Origin of the sequence: Winogradskyella psychrotolerans, assembly GCF_018860565.1 — a bacterium.
Lineage (GTDB): Bacteria > Bacteroidota > Bacteroidia > Flavobacteriales > Flavobacteriaceae > Winogradskyella > Winogradskyella damuponensis.
This window is the reverse complement of the sequence record NZ_JAHKPS010000013.1, coordinates 320,000-335,532: the sequence shown is the minus strand read 5'-3', so window position 1 is coordinate 335,532 and position 15,533 is coordinate 320,000. Positions and strand designations below refer to the sequence as shown.

Genomic DNA, 15,533 nt, shown 5'->3' with positions numbered 1-15,533 from the left:
AATTATTTTTGTTTTATATAAAATAACTTCATTATAGGTGCTAATAAATTTATTAAAAACACTTAAATTTAACACATGAGCAGCGATTTAAAAATATCAAAGAAGAAACCAACCTATCCTATTTCAGAGAAACTAGATGCTTATTTGTTTAAGTATAGAAGAAATATAGATTTACCTATTTTATACTCAGATTTATTACGCTTTCAGGGGTCAATAGTTGTTTATGATAAAAATGATGTTGATACGCTTTGGGTACGTGTATTTTACAATGAATTTGAGCGCGAAGAAATTGACAGTAGTTTAAAACAAGTCTATTCTAGTTTAATCTCAGATGGAGGAACATGGATTTTAAAATATTTGAATGTAGATGCGATTGATTTTTGCACGTTTGGAAATTCGAAACCCTTCAGAATTAAAGTTAGAAATATTCTCAATGATAATTTTACTCATTTTTATGTTAAAACAGCAGATGCATCAAGGGTTTATGGGCTAGAGTTAGAACAGATGCTATCACCATATCAAATTAATTTTTTGGTATGTAAAGACACATTAATTGAAGAGCATATTGCAGGTATTCCTGGTGATGAGTTTATGAAAAATATGTTGCCAGATTGCAGTCCGTCAGAGAAAGCACAAATAGCCAAAGAATTTGTAAAGTTTAATGAACGTTGTTTAATTAGGCTTTTGGGAGATATGCGTTCTTATAATTATGTGATAGTACCAACGCACGATTTTGACCATGTGGTTTTTAAAATTAGGGCCATTGATTTTGATCAACAATCTTTTGAAGGTAATCTAAAAATTTATAGACCTCAGTTTTTTAAAGAGAATTTTAAGATGGTTGAGTTGGTGCGTCAAAAAATTCAACACGAATCAATCGATCAATATAAGATTGAAGAGCGTTCTATAGTTGCCAAACGAATGCTAAGTTATCATACGCGCTTAAATGCCTTGTTAGATTGCATGGAGGCAGATGAAATCTCACTTCCAAAACATATAGAAAGGCTTAAAGAAGATATCTATAATTATACCATGGATTTAAACTTTAGAAAGAGTAAAAACATGGGAGAAATACTTAAAAATGCACTCGATTTTGTAAGACGGAATTACGAGGATGTTAGTTTAAAGCGGTTTTAATTATACCAGCTTTTTAATTCCAATTTTCATCAAAATTCAAATTATCGTAATCATTAGGATCTAAGTCGTCTTCAAACTCATTGTAAAGGTCATCTTCATCTTCATCGGCTTTAAATGTTTTCTCAGGTGCTTGATCTGGAATTTGGCCATGAACATACATTAAGTTTGGGTAGTCTGTTCCTTCTGCTTCTTCAACAATTTCACCTAATTCTACATAGAATGTCCACATATTCATAAAATCGTAGAGATAGATTAAGCGTGTAGATGCTTCATGAATCATATCTTTAATGATGGTGGTACTCATCATTTTTACTTCGTTACCAGCTTCACTCATATCCATCATCGCAATTTCTTCTCCTTGATTCCACTGCTCATCACTCATATAAAATGAAGCCATTTCCATACCGTCAAATCCAAAAGATTGTGTAATAACATTATGCAAATCTTCCATGGTATCCGTTTCGCGGATTTCTATATCGCGGAATACATCATCTTCGGTATCGTTATCTAGTATAATTCTAAATCTATAAATCATGCTGCAAAGTTAAATCATTTTTTAATTATTTCGTAAAGCGATGTAAGGTAAATGTCATAGCACTTAACAAAATAAATGCACCTACTTGATGTAAGACACCTAGCCATACAGGAACGGCTAATATTAATGTAAAAACACCTAGTAAAAACTGAACACCAACCATTACTAAAAGCGTATTAACACCTTTTGTTTGCCATGTGGTTAATTGCATACGATTAGCTTTATACCAAATAGCTAAAATAAATATTACCACAACATACGCTAGAGTTCTGTGTACAAACTGAACTCCACTTTTACCTTCTAAAAAGTTGAGGTAAGTTGGGGTTTGTTCAATAAAAACGGTTTCGTGAATCCATTTACCTTCACTCATTAATGGCCAGTGGTTATGAATCCATCCGGCATCTAAACCTGCCACAAAAGCTCCATAAATAATTTGAAGTATAAGAACGGCTAAACCAATTCTTATAAAATTTCTAAATTTTTTATCAATGACTTTCTTGTCAGGGAACATGAGATCTAAAGCCACCCAAAAGGTGTAAGCAAAGGTTAAAAATGCTGTGGTTAAGTGTGCCGCTAATCTAAAATGACTGACGTTAGGCTCGTCTACTAAACCAGATTTTACCATATACCAGCCTAGAAAACCTTGAAAACCTCCTAAAATAAGAAGTATTACGGATTTTTTTATAGTGGATTTTGAAAGGCGTTTTTTAATTAAGAAATAAATAAAAGGAATGATAAAAACCAAACCAATAAAACGTCCAATAACTCTATGAATCCATTCCCAGAAGTAAATGTCTTTAAATTCTTCTAAACCAAAGTGGTTATGTAATTTTTGATATTCAGGGTATTGTTTGTAAAGTTCAAAGGCTTCATTCCATTCTACTTCATTCATTGGAGGTATAGTACCAGAAATTAATTTGTAGTTTGAAATAGATAAGCCCGAATGTGTCAGTCTAGTGATACCACCAACAATCACCATGATAAAGATTAAAACACAACCTGTCAATAACCAATATATAACTGCTTTGTTTCCTTTTGTTTGATGAGCCATAAATACAAGAATTAATATTATTTTACTGCTTACTGCTTACTGCTTACTGCTTACTGCTTACTGCTTACTGCTTCAAGTCCTAGTTTTTTACCTTTCGCCAACATCAACTCAAAAGCGGCATCATGTTCATTAGGAATTTCTCCTTCTAAAATGGCTTCCTTTATTGCTTCTTTAATTATTCCAATTTCTCTAGACGGTTTTAAATTAAAGGTTTTCATAATTTCTTCTCCAGAGACTGGTGGTTGAAAATTTCTGACCTGATCGCGTTCCTCTACTTCAATAATTTTATCTCTTACCTTCTGAAAGTTGTTGTGATATTTTTTAAACTTTTTAGGATTTTTTGTTGTGATATCAGCTTCACAAAGTGTCATTAAGTCTTCAACATAGTCACCTGCATCGAACACCAAACGTCTAACGGCAGAATCGGTTACATCTGAAGCTAATACAATTGGTCGCGAACTCATAAATACCATTTTCTGAACAAATTTCATTTTATCATTCAAGGGCATTTTTAGTCGCTTAAAGAGTTTATAAACCATTTTAGAGCCTACAAATTCGTGCGCATGAAACGTCCACCCAATTTTTTTGTGAAATTTCTTAGTTGGTGCTTTTCCTATATCGTGTAATAACGCAGCCCAACGTAACCATAAGTTGTCTGTAGTTCTAGCGATATTATCTACAACTTCTAAGGTGTGATAAAAATTATCTTTATGACGTTGACCTTCAATTTCATCAATACCTTTAAGTGCTGTTAGTTCAGGAAGAATATATTGTAAAAGGCCTGTTTTTTCTAAATGAATAAAACCAATAGACGGAGTTTTACTTTCTAGAATTTTATTGAGTTCAACAACAATACGTTCTTTGGTAATAATTTTTATACGCTCTTTATTATCGGTAATTGCTTTAAGAGAGGCATCTTCAATTTTAAAATTTAGTTGCGTTGCAAAACGAATAGCACGCATCATACGTAATGGGTCGTCGCTGTAGGTAATGTTAGGTTCTAAGGGTGTCCGAATAATACCTTCATCTAAATCTTCAAGGCCATTAAACGGATCCAAAAGCTCGCCAAAATTGTTTTCATTTAAACTTAAAGCTAACGCATTAATCGTAAAATCGCGTCTATTTTGGTCGTCTTCTAAAGTACCATTTTCAACAATTGGATTTCTGCTGTCTTCATTATAGCTTTCTTTCCGAGCACCAACAAATTCAATTTCAATATCGTCAAAACGTAACATCGCTGTTCCGTAGGTTTTAAAAACCTGAACTTTAGGTTGGTTAGGTAGGTTTTTTGCTACTTGTTTTGCCAATTCAATACCACTTCCAACAGCTACGACATCAATATCTTTAGCATCACCACGGTCTAGGAGATAATCGCGAACAAAACCACCTATAACATAACTTTCTACCTGTAATTCTTTAGCAGATTTTGAAATGTACTTAAAAATATTGTGCGTTAACGCTTGTTTGTGGTTCATAAGCTAATTGAAACAACAGAAATTCTATAAATAGATTGAAGACATATCTGTTTTTTTTGCTGTGCAAAGATACGACACAGCACTAACCTTTAAAAATGAAAACTAAGCTTTTTAAGGTGTAATATTTATTTGGAATCTTGAAGATAGAATTCTGCGATTTTCCAATCTAAAGGAGTGTCAATATCAATAGAAGTTTCTTCAGACATGATATATTTTTTAACTTTACTAAATGCTTTTATTTTTTGTGTTCTCAAAGCTGTTGAGTTGATAACATAGATGGCTCCATTTAGTTCCCAAACATCAGGGCAATCTTGTCGTCTGGTATAGTTTCCTTCTTTTGAGGGCTTTAAAAAACCATTGTTTTCTTCGTATAAATTATAATAAGGATTTGCAGATGCTTGCTTTGCAGATACAACCATGTCTATAGAATTATCATAGCGGTTTATACAGTCTTGAACTTGCTCTAAAGTTCTAAACGGCGAGGTTGGTTGTAAGAGTACAATAGCATCGTAAGTTTTATTATTTAGTTTTTCGTAGGCTTCTAAACCATGTAAAATAACATCTTGAGAATTGGAGGTGTCAGTTGCTAATTCTGCTGGGCGTTTAAACGGAATTTCTAAACCAAGCTTTTGGGCAACCTCAATAATTTCATCGTTGTCGGTTGTAAAACAAATGTCTTTTTTATCTGCAATTTTTTTAGCAATATCAATACTATACTGAATTAAAGGTTTACCGTTTAAAAGTTTAATGTTTTTTTTAGGAATGCCTTTGCTTCCGCCACGAGCTGTTATTACAACGAGATAATTCATATTACAATTTTATGTGTTTTATGTCTTCTTGTGCTTTTTCAAAATCTTCAGGTTTGCCAATGTCTAACCAGTATGTTAAAATTGGATAATTGATGATTTTTTTATTCTTAGATAGTAAAACCTCAATTAAATCAGTGGCATCGAAAAAAATATTTTCAGGAATAAAATTTAAACATTCTTTTTTAAACATATAAATACCAGCATTAGAGTAATAAGTATAAGAGGGTTTTTCTTTTAAGTCGGTAACATAACCCGCTTTGGTTTCTACAACACCATGTGGGATATTTACTTTATAAGGTATAGTTGCTATTAAAGCATCCCCTTTTTTTGAAATAAAATTATTAAAAATAGCTTCAAAATTTGCATTAGTGAGCAAATCTGCATTCATCACTAATATGTAATCTTTTTTTAAGTTTTTGTTTAGTTTTAATGCTCCAATAGTTCCTAAAAACTTGGGTTCTTTTATAAAATTGAAATCAATTTGATGCGGATTATTCTTTTGAAAATAAGCGATAATTTGATCACTTAAATAATTAACAGTTATATTAATGTGTTTAATTCCGTATGAAGCAAGAAGGTCTGTATTGTACTCAATTATGGGTTTGTTACCTACTTTTAAAAGAGGCTTTGGTGTGTTTGCTGTTAATGGCATTAAACGTTTGCCTTTGCCACCAGCCATAATTACAACATCTATTTTATTAAGCATCAGCTACATTTTATGATCTAAATATTTACCAGTTTCTTTGTGGTTAAAGTTCGGTAATATTTTATGAAATAATTGAGTTATATCTGCCTTTGTCCAAGATTTTTTTGCTCTTAGGTTATTTATTTCATTAGAAAATAATTTGTGTTGATCTTTAGTATTTGTGTTGGGCTTGTTTTTTATAATTCCAATAGCATTATAACGTTCTATGTCTAAGGTTTCATTTTCTGTAAAAAACACTTCAAAATCTTTTTCGCCAGTCGTGTCTGTTTTAGTAAATAAGCAAGGCCATTTTCCGGTTTGAGGTAGGGTTTTTGCTAGTTGTCTAGCTTCATTTTCATCTTTACATAGATAAGGTTCGTAACCTAAGTGTTTAATATATTTTACAGCAATATTAGCAAAACTAACAAGTTGTAGGTTTGTATTCAGTTTAGGAAAAAAAATATCATTATTCTCTCCAAATATACAGGACATTAAACAGAGTTCTCCAGATTCTTTTGGTGTAATAAAGTACCTTTCAATATCGTTTGGAGCAACTATGGGTTGCTGTTGTTTAAAGCGTTGCTCAAAGCTATGTAATAAAGACCCATCAGAAAAAGCAACATTTGCAAAACGTGCTGTAGAAATATTAATTTTTTTACTTTTTTCCATTAAAAAAAGTTCCATAATGCGTTTAGATGCTCCCATCATGTTTACAGGATCTGAGGCTTTATCTGTAGATACGCAAAAATATTTTTTTACATTATTTTCAATGCATTGTTGAACTGTTTTTTCGGTGTTTAAGATGTTAACATTAACCATGCGCATTAATGTAAATGGATCTTCTTCGCTTCTTACATGTTTTAAGGCAGAAAGATTTAGAACATAATCATAATTACCGTCTGAAGCTATAAATGCATCGTATTCAATAGAACCAATATCTAAAGCAAAAGTTTTAAAATCTCCATTGCTATAGCCAAAAGAACTTCTAATATCTCTTACCAATTCTACCAAGTTATTCTCACTAATATCTACAACATGAAGTTTTTTAGGATTGCGTTTAAAAATTTCTTTGGTCACTGCTAGACCAATAGTGCCTGCTCCACCAAGGACTAGAAATTTAGAGGATGAAATGATTGTATTTAATTCGTTATGGTAAGTGTGAATCTCTTTTTCAAACAATTGATGCTCTCTTCCAATGAGATACAATAGGTTTGATTTTATGTATGGATTGTGGTTCATTCAAGTTAAAGATAAATTATATGTCTTGTATTATCATAAACTACTGTGTTAATATTAATCAGTTTTTTTTACTCAAAATTTCATTATAATAAGATAATGTGTCTGCTGTCATTTTCTCTTTAGTATACAAAGAAAGCACTTTTTGGCGTGCTTGTTTTTCTAAAGTTTTATAGTCTTGAGGATTTTTAAAAACCTCTAAAACTAAATTTTTAAAGTCGTCGTTATTTTTTGCTATAAAGCCATCTTTGCCATGGTTAATGATTTCTTTAGCAACTGGAATATTAGAAACAATCGTTACTTTTTCTAAAGCCATGGCTTCAATAATTGTAAAACCAAAGGTTTCCCCTTTAGATGGAACCGCGATGATCGAGGCTTCTGATAATTTTATTGGAATTTTAGAGAATGTAATGTGACTATGATATGTAGTGTTTTTTAGAGCTTGTTCAGAAAACACTTCGGCTTTTAAATATTCCCAATATTTTTCTCCTCTTCCAATGAGGTGTAGGGTAGCATTGGGCTCTTCTTTTATTATAGCATTAAATATTTTAGCCAAATCTTTCACTCCCTTAGCTTCTGAGAGCGTTCCTATATAAAACAATGATTTAGGTATGTTGACTACGTTTTTTGGAGAAAAATGATTAGTGTCAATTCCGTTAGGAATTACAGCATCGACATCAACGTCGTAATAGTTTTTTATGAATTTTTTAGAAAAAGAACTATTGGCAACTGAGTATGGTGTTGCTAAAAGTGCTTTTTTTTCCATTTTAATTTTTAATGTTTCATTTTTTTTACCGAGATAATAATGCCAAAAGCCTCTAGAGCCATGAAATCTTGTAACAAGAGGTATACTATTGTCCCAATATGCCGTAAAACCATTAAAGGTAAATGATTGAATAATGTCGATGTTGTTTTTTAAGGCATAAGATTTTAATTTTTTCATTAAAAAAAGACGTTCCTTTTTTAACCAATATTCAGTTACCGAAGGCTGGTTTAAACTTGAGCTTAAAGAGCGCATCAGTTCTGATAAAGGTTTGGTTTTAGAGTATTGTTTAAAGAATTTAATCTTAATATTACCATCGTTTAAATCATATTTTTTTTTAGAAAACCCGTATATATGTACTTGGTGTCCTTTATCCACTAACTCTTTAGAAATAGTTTTAAAAAATGTGCCAACCCCTCCATTTGCTGGTAACTCAGGATGCGAATACTCGTTAGTAAAAAATAGAATTTTCATATTTATTTTAATTCATGTTTAACCAATTCGTCAAACATCTTTTTAGAAATTACCGATTTAGTAAAATTATCTAAAAGGTATTGGTATCCATTGGTTGTAAATTTATCTTGAAGCGCTTTATCATGCATTAATATCGTTACTTTTTTAGCAAAATCGGTTGCATTACCAACTTTTGCCAAAAGGCCAGTTTCGCCATCTACAATAACTTCTGATATGCCACCTGCATCAGCAGCAACAATAGGTACTTTGCAGGCATAGGATTCTAATAACACACCACCTGTAGGTTCATTATTAGATGTAAATAGAAATAAATCAAGCTCAGGTAATAGTTCTGGAACATCACGTCTAAAACCTGTAAAGATAATATGTTCTGTTAACCCTTTTTCATTAACATAATTGCGTATATCTTGTTCCATACTACCTTTTCCAACTAAGATATATTTGGCTTTAATTTTATTTTCTTTTACTAAAATTTCAACCGTATCAACCCAAGTATAATGGTCTTTAAAACCTGTGAACTCTGCAATATTTCCTATGAGTTTGTAATCTTCAGGAATTTTAAATTCTTTATGCAGCATTCCTGTAGGAGCTTGTTTTTTAAATTTATTAATGTCAGTCACACTTCCTATAACGGTAAATCGGCTATGGTCTTTTACAGCAAACTTTAAAGATTCAACTACAGGTTGCGACACACATATAATTTTTTTAATCCCTTTGTAGTTGTATTTCCACTTTCTAAAAAAGTTAGTATCTACACGTTTTATAAGTGTTCTACAAAGCACTAAAGGCACTTTCATGCCATAAATAAAATGCGATAGTACAGCTAAAGTATGTGCTTTACTACTATGAATAAAAATAACAGATGCTTTCTTCTCTTTGGCGAGTTTTTTAAATGCCTTAGCATAAGATAAACTGTATTCCGATTTGTATTCAAACGGAATCACTTGCATGCCTTTTTCTGTTGCAATGCGATACAATTCTGAATCTATAGGACAAACAATCCATTGGTCTTCAACATAGCCTTCCGCTTTAAAAGCTTCATATAAATAAATGATTTTTTGTTCGTGTCCACGCCAACCATTTGAAGCTGTAAATTGTATTAATCGCATTTAAGAGAAGTTTGATTTTTGGTAAAAATAGGAATTATAAGCTTACTTAATTTTATAAAGTCCTACGGCTTTTTTTAATTTCTTACTCATTAAGACATAGTTGACATAAAGTTTATTTTTAAAACTTAAATAGCGCCATTCTTTATGAGGAATGATGTGTTTTGAAACCTTTGTGTTAATTTTATCAGAAACAATAAAGTCGGTTTTTATGGCATCCCAACTTACGTTGTCATAACCATCAAACTCGTTGACTTTATTTTTTTCGTGAATAATAGACATCCATAAGCGTTGATTGGCTATTTCAACACGTCTCGATTCTTTTTTCCACATATTATGGTCACTAAACCATACTGTTTTTGGTGTGTCGTTTTTTTCAATCAGGCTTATAAAAGGATTAAAAATATGCTCTTTCTTTCCTAGCATAATATCTGGTGAAACTTGTAGCGAGTAGCCTTTTAAAATATCAATAGCCATAAAATCCTGCGATTTAAATTGCTGTTGAATTGTTGCTATATAGTCTTTACGAATACAATCGTCGTTATCAATTCGCGATGTAATAATATAAGGACTGTCTTTGCTGTCTTCTGCTATATATGATTTAATAGACGAATGAAAAGCGTCCATGCCATCAATGTAAAAAGCCTTAAAATGTGGATAAGGTTTTAAAAGCGCTTCAATTTCTGTTTTAAAATCGGCATCGGTTGTCGTGTCAAAAAATAACAACCATTGGAAATCTGTATTGGTTTGGCTAGCAACTGAGGGTAAACAGAAATTACTAAACAAACCAATTCTATGTGTCATCCACTCTCTAGTTAATAATGTTTCGTTATTCTTTGTAACGTCCCAATTTTTATTTTTGAGATTAAAGCGAGTGATGAGATAGTGTTTAAACATAGGAGATTATTAGATGACACAAATTTACAGAAATATTTGGAAGTCTTTCAGCTATAATTGAAGCGGCTTTTAATCTTTTGTCCAAAGAATTAAATACCTACTTTTGCAGTCAAAGATTACTATTATTTATATGTCAGTAACTGTAAAAATTCATGATAATTCTGCACTAACTAAAGATCAGTTAATGAGTGCCATTAAAAATTTTGACCAGCAAGGTGAAATGATTGGTAATGGTTATAGGAATGTTATAAAAATACTGACTATTGGTGGAGAACGCTACAATATAAAAGAATTTAAAGTCCCTAATTTAGTTAATAAAATTGTCTATAAATTTTTTAGAAAAAGTAAAGCAGAGCGTTCGTTCTTATATGCAACACGTTTGCTTAAAGCAGGTATTTTAACCCCATCACCAGAAGCTTTTGTTGAATATAAGTCGGCATTTACTTTTGGTAGTAGTTATTATATCAGTAAGCAATTAACATACGATTTTACAATACGAAAGCTTATTGATGAGCCAGAATGTGATGATTATGATAATATTTTAAGGCAGTTTACACAATTCACTTACAGGTTGCACGAAAATGGTATTCATTTTTTAGATCATTCGCCAGGTAACACATTGATAAAAAAAGAAGATGGAGTTTATAAATTTTATTTGGTAGACCTTAATCGAATGGATTTTAAAACCTTGAGTTATGATGAACGATTAGCAAATTTTGCACGCTTATCTCCTAAGGATTATATGCTGGATATTATTAGCGATGAATATGCTAAGTTAATCGGGAAGCCGCATGATGAAGTTAGAGAACGTATGTATATCTTCTCTCAAAAATTTTCATCAAGTTTTAAAAAGAAAGAAGCGTTTAAACGAAAGTATTATTTCTGGAGAAAGAAAAAACGTTAGGGTTTTTTATCTAACTCACGCAATTTAGAATACTTTAAAAATGTAATATTTGCGGTTTGTACACAAATAACAAATCCATTAAACCCATCTAAAAAACCTAATCTTAGAACATAAGATTTAAAAAAGGCCCAAGTAGGATTGCATATAATTTTCCAAAGAGGAGCTTTTTTTCCTTTATCCATATAAGCTTTAGCTGCAATCGTTGAGAAGTATTCTGTTTTTTGATTAAACTCGGAATACGTTTGATATGTTTTGTGTAAAATATCACCTTTTAAGTGGCCTGTTTTAGCGTTGGTATCAAAAAGTTGCACATTATCGTGCGGATTAATGCCTTGCCATTCCGCTTTTCTTCTATCAAAAATCCTAAGTTTTTTATTTGGGTACCAATCCGAATGTTTAATCCATTGTCCGCAGAAATTATTAAAACGATTGGCATAATAACCGTCAAATTTCCAGTTCGATTTTAGATTTATAATCGATTTTTGAAGGGGTTCAGATAAGGCTTCATCTCCATCTAAAGAGACCACATAATCATAATTTGCTTGAGATAAAGCAAAATTCTTTTGTTCTATATAGCCTAAGAATTTTTGTTCAATAAAAACTACGTTAAACTGTTTGCAAATAGCCTTGGTGTTATCTGTAGAAAAAGAATCTACCACCACAATTTCATCAACAACACCTACTAAAGACTGCAAACATTGCTCAATGTTGCGTTCTTCGTTATACGTAATAATGACTCCAGATAGTTTTAACATTGTATTAATTTCTCAGTTGTAAAAATAGTATTTTTGTGCTATGCAATCTAATTCACAAGCATCTGTAATTATTAGTACCTACAATCAACCAGAATGGTTAGCTCTGGTATTGTATAGTTATAGTATTCAAACGGAAAATAATTTTGAAATTATCATCGCAGATGATGGTTCTGATGAGCGAACAAAAGCTGTAATAGATAAATGTTCTTCAGAGACAGAATTAAAAATCACTCATGTTTGGCATGAAGATAATGGTTTTCAGAAAACAAAAATTTTGAATAAAGCGATTGTAGCATCACACTCAGACTATCTTATTTTTACGGATGGAGATTGTATTGCTAGGCAAGATTTTGTAGAAACACATCTTAGATTACGCAGACCTAACTATGCCCTTTCAGGTGGCTATTTTAAATTGGTAGCGTCTATTTCAAATGCCATAACTAAGACTATTATTTCTACGCAAAAGTGTTTTGATAAAGATTGGTTAATTGCTGAAGGACAACCTAAAAGTTTTAAATTCAACAAATTAACTAAGTCTAAATCTAAAGCAAACATTTTAAATAAAATAACACCAACTAAAGCCACTTTTGATGGTATGAATGTCTCTTGTTTTAAATCTGACATTTTAGCTGTTAATGGTTTTGATGAACGTATGCAATACGGAGGAGAAGATAGAGAAGTAGGTGAACGGATGATGAATAATGGTGTTAGGTTTATACAAGTACGTTACAGTACTATTTGTGTACATTTGCATCATGAGAGGCCTTATAAAAATGAAGAAGCAAGAGCTTTGAATGAACAAATAAGGAAAGAAACAAAACAAAAGAAAGTAACCTATACCAGTTTTGGTATTAAAAAAACATAGACAATGGCACTACCTAAAATAACAGTGATTATTGCAACCTATAATAAAATAGATTGGTTAGAGAAAGTCCTTTACGGTTATAGCGTTCAGACTTATAAAGATTTTGATATCATTATTGCAGACGATGGTTCTACCAGTGAAACCAAAGATCTAATCGATAGATTTAAAGCAAATTATCCCGTAAATATAACACATGCTTGGCATGAAGATAAAGGGTATAGACGTCAAAAAATATTGAATGAAGCCATTGTTATGGCTAAAAATGAATATATTTTATTCACTGATGGAGATTGTATTCCGCGTAAGGATTTTGTAGAAACGCATGCTAGATTTGCTGAAAAAGGGTATTTCTTATCTGGTGGTTACTGTAAGCTTAATATGGATTTAAGTGAAACCATTTCTGAAAATGATATTACGTCTCACAATTGTTTTGATGTCAAATGGTTAAAATCTAAAGGTGAATTAGGGAGTAAAAACACTCTGAAATTATCGGTTAAAGACGGGTTAGCTAGCTTTTTAGACGTGGTAACTCCAACAGGAGCGACCTTTAATAACTGTAATTCTTCTGCTTGGAAATCAGATTTAATTGCCATTAATGGTTACGATGAGCGTATGCAATATGGTGGGCCAGACAGAGAATTGGGAGAGCGCTTAGTGAATTTTGGAATGAAGACGAAGCAAATACGTTATAAAGCAATCGTTTTACATTTAGATCATGCTAGAGGCTATAAGACACAAGAATCTTTAGATCGAAATTTAGCAATTAGAGCTAAAGTGAAAAAAGAAAATTTAAAATGGACACCATTCGGAATTAAAAAAGATTAGTGCAACCGTTTTAAAAAAGCCTTTAAATTACTTTCAAAAAAAGCGGGCTTAAAATCTAAATACAATTCTGTAGCTTTTGATTTTAATACTTTAGGGTGTTCAATATTTAGATATGGTTTATTGTCATAATCTTTAAGATGAACAGAAACGTATTTTATATTGTCGTCAAACATATTCCAAGCCTCTTTCTTAATCCAAGGTGAGAATATGGTAAATGTTGGAATATAAAGTGCTTTTGCCATATTTATGGCTCCGCCTTCATTGCCAATTAAGGCGTCACAATGCGAGGTTATAGCCAAAAAATCTCTTAAAGATTTTCCAAAGACATCAAAATAAATATGTTTTTGAGTTTCTGGCGAGCATAATTCTAAAATAGCTTTAGCATCTGCTTCCTGTTTTGGAATGTAATTGAATAAAATCTGACTAGTGGGTTGTTCTAATACGATTTGGTCAATCACCTTTGCCATATATTCAAAAGGGTAGGTTTTGTTGTGGCCGCTACCTAAGACACCAATCATAAATAGGGGGTTTTCCAAATCAATAGCCCTAGATTCTAAAAATTGTTTAGCGTTATTTTTTTCATCTTCTGTGAGATGTATTTTTGGTCGTACAATTTTTAAAGCATTAATGTCTAAAGGTTTTAACAGTTGTAAACGATTTTCAATCGCTAGACCAGCATTTGTATGTGCTTTGCTTTTATGTTTAAAGGTGTGAGTATAGATAAACGATTTTTTCCCTTTATCGATAGAGATTTTAGTTTTTGCTTTAGATAAAAAAGTCATGAGTTTACTCGATAATTTAGAGTAAACATCAATAACGACATCAAAATTTTGTTTGTTTAAATCTTTAGCAAATTTATAAAGTTGGAATTTACTCTTTTCGTGTTCCGGAGTGAAAAAATGAAAATAATCAATAAAAGGATTGTTTTTAACCACAGGAAAAGTGTGCGAATTAATCACATAGTGTAATTCTGCTTTAGGATATTTATGTTTTATAGCTTCAAATAAAATACTTGTAGCCAAAACATCACCAATCATTTTTTGTTGAATAACTAAAATTTTCATTCTTCAAGTTACAAGAAATCCAACTGAAAATCAATAGCTCTCAGTTGGATTGTTATAGGTTTATTTTTTTTAGAGCTCATATAACCAGTTAAACAGCTACATCATACTCACGTAAAGCGTCATTTAAAGATGTTTTCTTATTTGTACTCTCTTTACGCTTACCAATTATTAAAGCACAAGGAACTTGGTATTGGCCAGCAGCAAATTTTTTGGTGTAGCTGCCAGGAATAACTACAGAGCGTGCAGGAACAACACCTTTAGTTTCTATAGGCTCATCACCAGTTACATCTATAATTTTTGTACTCATTGTTAATACTACATTAGCACCTAAAACAGCTTCTTTTTCTACACGTACGCCTTCAACAACAATACAACGAGAACCAATAAACGCACCATCTTCAATAATAACAGGAGCAGCTTGTAAAGGCTCTAACACACCACCAATACCAACACCACCAGAAAGGTGAACGTTTTTACCAATTTGTGCACAACTACCAACCGTTGCCCATGTATCTACCATAGTACCTTCATCAACATAAGCACCAATATTTACATAACTTGGCATTAAAATAGTACCAGAAGAAATGTAAGCTCCATGTCTAGCTACGGCATGTGGTACAACTCTAATTCCTTTTTCGGCATAACCACGTTTTAGTGGAATTTTATCATGATATTCAAAAATTCCAACTTCAAATGTTTCCATTTTCTGAATTGGAAAATATAAAACAACTGCTTTTTTTACCCATTCGTTTACTTGCCATCCATCATCAGTTGGTTCTGCGACACGTAAGGTGCCCGCATCAACAAGATCTACGACGCTTTTTATCGCTTCAATAGTAACGTTGTTAGTTAAGAGAGAACGATCGTCCCAAGCATTTTCTATTACAGATTGTAGTTGTTTCATATGTATCTATTTTATTGTTTTATTAAAGTCACATGCTGTTGGCTATTT

At 31.8% G+C, this 15,533-nt stretch carries 16 protein-coding genes; 4 read left to right on the top strand and 12 right to left on the bottom strand.

What is annotated here, in order from left to right; translation table 11 throughout:
* Positions 1-75 precede the first annotated feature (75 nt).
* On the top strand, positions 76-1,137 hold the full coding sequence (locus tag KO504_RS06100) for a hypothetical protein (RefSeq protein ID WP_215925439.1): 1,062 nt from the start codon (positions 76-78) through the stop codon (positions 1,135-1,137).
* A gap of 13 nt (positions 1,138-1,150) precedes the next feature.
* Here the strand turns inward: KO504_RS06100 and KO504_RS06095 are convergent, their stop codons facing one another.
* The 9 genes from KO504_RS06095 to KO504_RS06055 all read right to left on the bottom strand — a co-directional run bounded on the left by KO504_RS06095 (position 1,151) and on the right by KO504_RS06055 (position 10,168).
* The gene (locus KO504_RS06095; protein ID WP_215925438.1) at positions 1,151-1,672 is read right to left on the bottom strand and encodes a plasmid pRiA4b ORF-3 family protein; all 522 of its coding nucleotides are present in this window, start codon (positions 1,670-1,672) and stop codon (positions 1,151-1,153) included.
* Between the two features lie 25 nt (positions 1,673-1,697).
* Positions 1,698-2,723: a COX15/CtaA family protein gene (locus tag KO504_RS06090; protein WP_215925437.1), complete on the bottom strand. Its 1,026-nt coding sequence runs from the start codon at positions 2,721-2,723 to the stop codon at positions 1,698-1,700.
* A 50-nt stretch (positions 2,724-2,773) separates the two neighbouring features.
* Positions 2,774-4,198 carry a CCA tRNA nucleotidyltransferase gene (locus KO504_RS06085; RefSeq protein ID WP_215925436.1) on the bottom strand — a complete coding sequence of 475 codons (1,425 nt, stop codon included), beginning with the start codon at positions 4,196-4,198 and terminating at the stop codon, positions 2,774-2,776.
* Between the two features lie 125 nt (positions 4,199-4,323).
* A complete protein-coding gene (locus tag KO504_RS06080) occupies positions 4,324-5,007 on the bottom strand; it encodes a cytidylyltransferase domain-containing protein (protein ID WP_215925435.1) in 684 nt (227 codons plus the stop codon).
* Between the two features lies 1 nt (position 5,008).
* Positions 5,009-5,713, bottom strand: coding sequence for a nucleotidyltransferase family protein (locus tag KO504_RS06075; protein WP_215925434.1), 705 nt, complete (start codon positions 5,711-5,713; stop codon positions 5,009-5,011).
* Between the two features lie 3 nt (positions 5,714-5,716).
* A complete protein-coding gene (locus KO504_RS06070; RefSeq protein ID WP_215925433.1) occupies positions 5,717-6,931 on the bottom strand; it encodes a UDP-N-acetylglucosamine 4,6-dehydratase in 1,215 nt (404 codons plus the stop codon).
* Positions 6,932-6,989: 58 nt separating this feature from the next.
* Positions 6,990-8,165 carry a glycosyltransferase family 4 protein gene (locus KO504_RS06065; protein ID WP_215925432.1) on the bottom strand — a complete coding sequence of 392 codons (1,176 nt, stop codon included), beginning with the start codon at positions 8,163-8,165 and terminating at the stop codon, positions 6,990-6,992.
* 2 nt (positions 8,166-8,167) lie between these two features.
* Positions 8,168-9,274 carry a glycosyltransferase family 4 protein gene (locus tag KO504_RS06060; RefSeq protein ID WP_215925431.1) on the bottom strand — a complete coding sequence of 369 codons (1,107 nt, stop codon included), beginning with the start codon at positions 9,272-9,274 and terminating at the stop codon, positions 8,168-8,170.
* Positions 9,275-9,316: 42 nt separating this feature from the next.
* Positions 9,317-10,168, bottom strand: a complete 852-nt coding sequence (locus tag KO504_RS06055; RefSeq protein ID WP_215925430.1) for a glycosyltransferase — start codon at positions 10,166-10,168, stop codon at positions 9,317-9,319.
* Positions 10,169-10,298: 130 nt separating this feature from the next.
* Here KO504_RS06055 and KO504_RS06050 point away from each other — a divergent pair, with 130 nt between their 5' ends.
* Positions 10,299-11,072: a lipopolysaccharide kinase InaA family protein gene (locus KO504_RS06050; RefSeq protein WP_215925429.1), complete on the top strand. Its 774-nt coding sequence runs from the start codon at positions 10,299-10,301 to the stop codon at positions 11,070-11,072.
* Here the strand turns inward: KO504_RS06050 and KO504_RS06045 are convergent.
* Positions 11,069-11,827, bottom strand: a complete 759-nt coding sequence (locus KO504_RS06045) for a glycosyltransferase family 2 protein (protein ID WP_215925428.1) — start codon at positions 11,825-11,827, stop codon at positions 11,069-11,071. The two genes, KO504_RS06050 and KO504_RS06045, sit on opposite strands and share 4 nt — an antisense overlap.
* 40 nt (positions 11,828-11,867) lie before the next feature.
* Here KO504_RS06045 and KO504_RS06040 point away from each other — a divergent pair, with 40 nt between their 5' ends.
* A complete protein-coding gene (locus tag KO504_RS06040; RefSeq protein ID WP_215925427.1) occupies positions 11,868-12,692 on the top strand; it encodes a glycosyltransferase family 2 protein in 825 nt (274 codons plus the stop codon).
* A gap of 3 nt (positions 12,693-12,695) precedes the next feature.
* Complete coding sequence (locus tag KO504_RS06035) at positions 12,696-13,517, top strand: glycosyltransferase family 2 protein (protein WP_215925426.1); 822 nt, start codon at positions 12,696-12,698, stop codon at positions 13,515-13,517.
* On the opposite strand, the gene KO504_RS06030 is transcribed toward KO504_RS06035, so the two are convergent.
* Together KO504_RS06030 and KO504_RS06025 are read right to left on the bottom strand one after the other, a co-directional pair.
* On the bottom strand, positions 13,514-14,581 hold the full coding sequence (locus tag KO504_RS06030; protein WP_215925425.1) for a glycosyltransferase family 9 protein: 1,068 nt from the start codon (positions 14,579-14,581) through the stop codon (positions 13,514-13,516). The two genes, KO504_RS06035 and KO504_RS06030, sit on opposite strands and share 4 nt — an antisense overlap.
* Before the next feature lie 88 nt (positions 14,582-14,669).
* Positions 14,670-15,485, bottom strand: a complete 816-nt coding sequence (locus tag KO504_RS06025) for a 2,3,4,5-tetrahydropyridine-2,6-dicarboxylate N-succinyltransferase (RefSeq protein ID WP_215925424.1) — start codon at positions 15,483-15,485, stop codon at positions 14,670-14,672.
* Between the last annotated feature and the right edge of the window lie 48 nt (positions 15,486-15,533).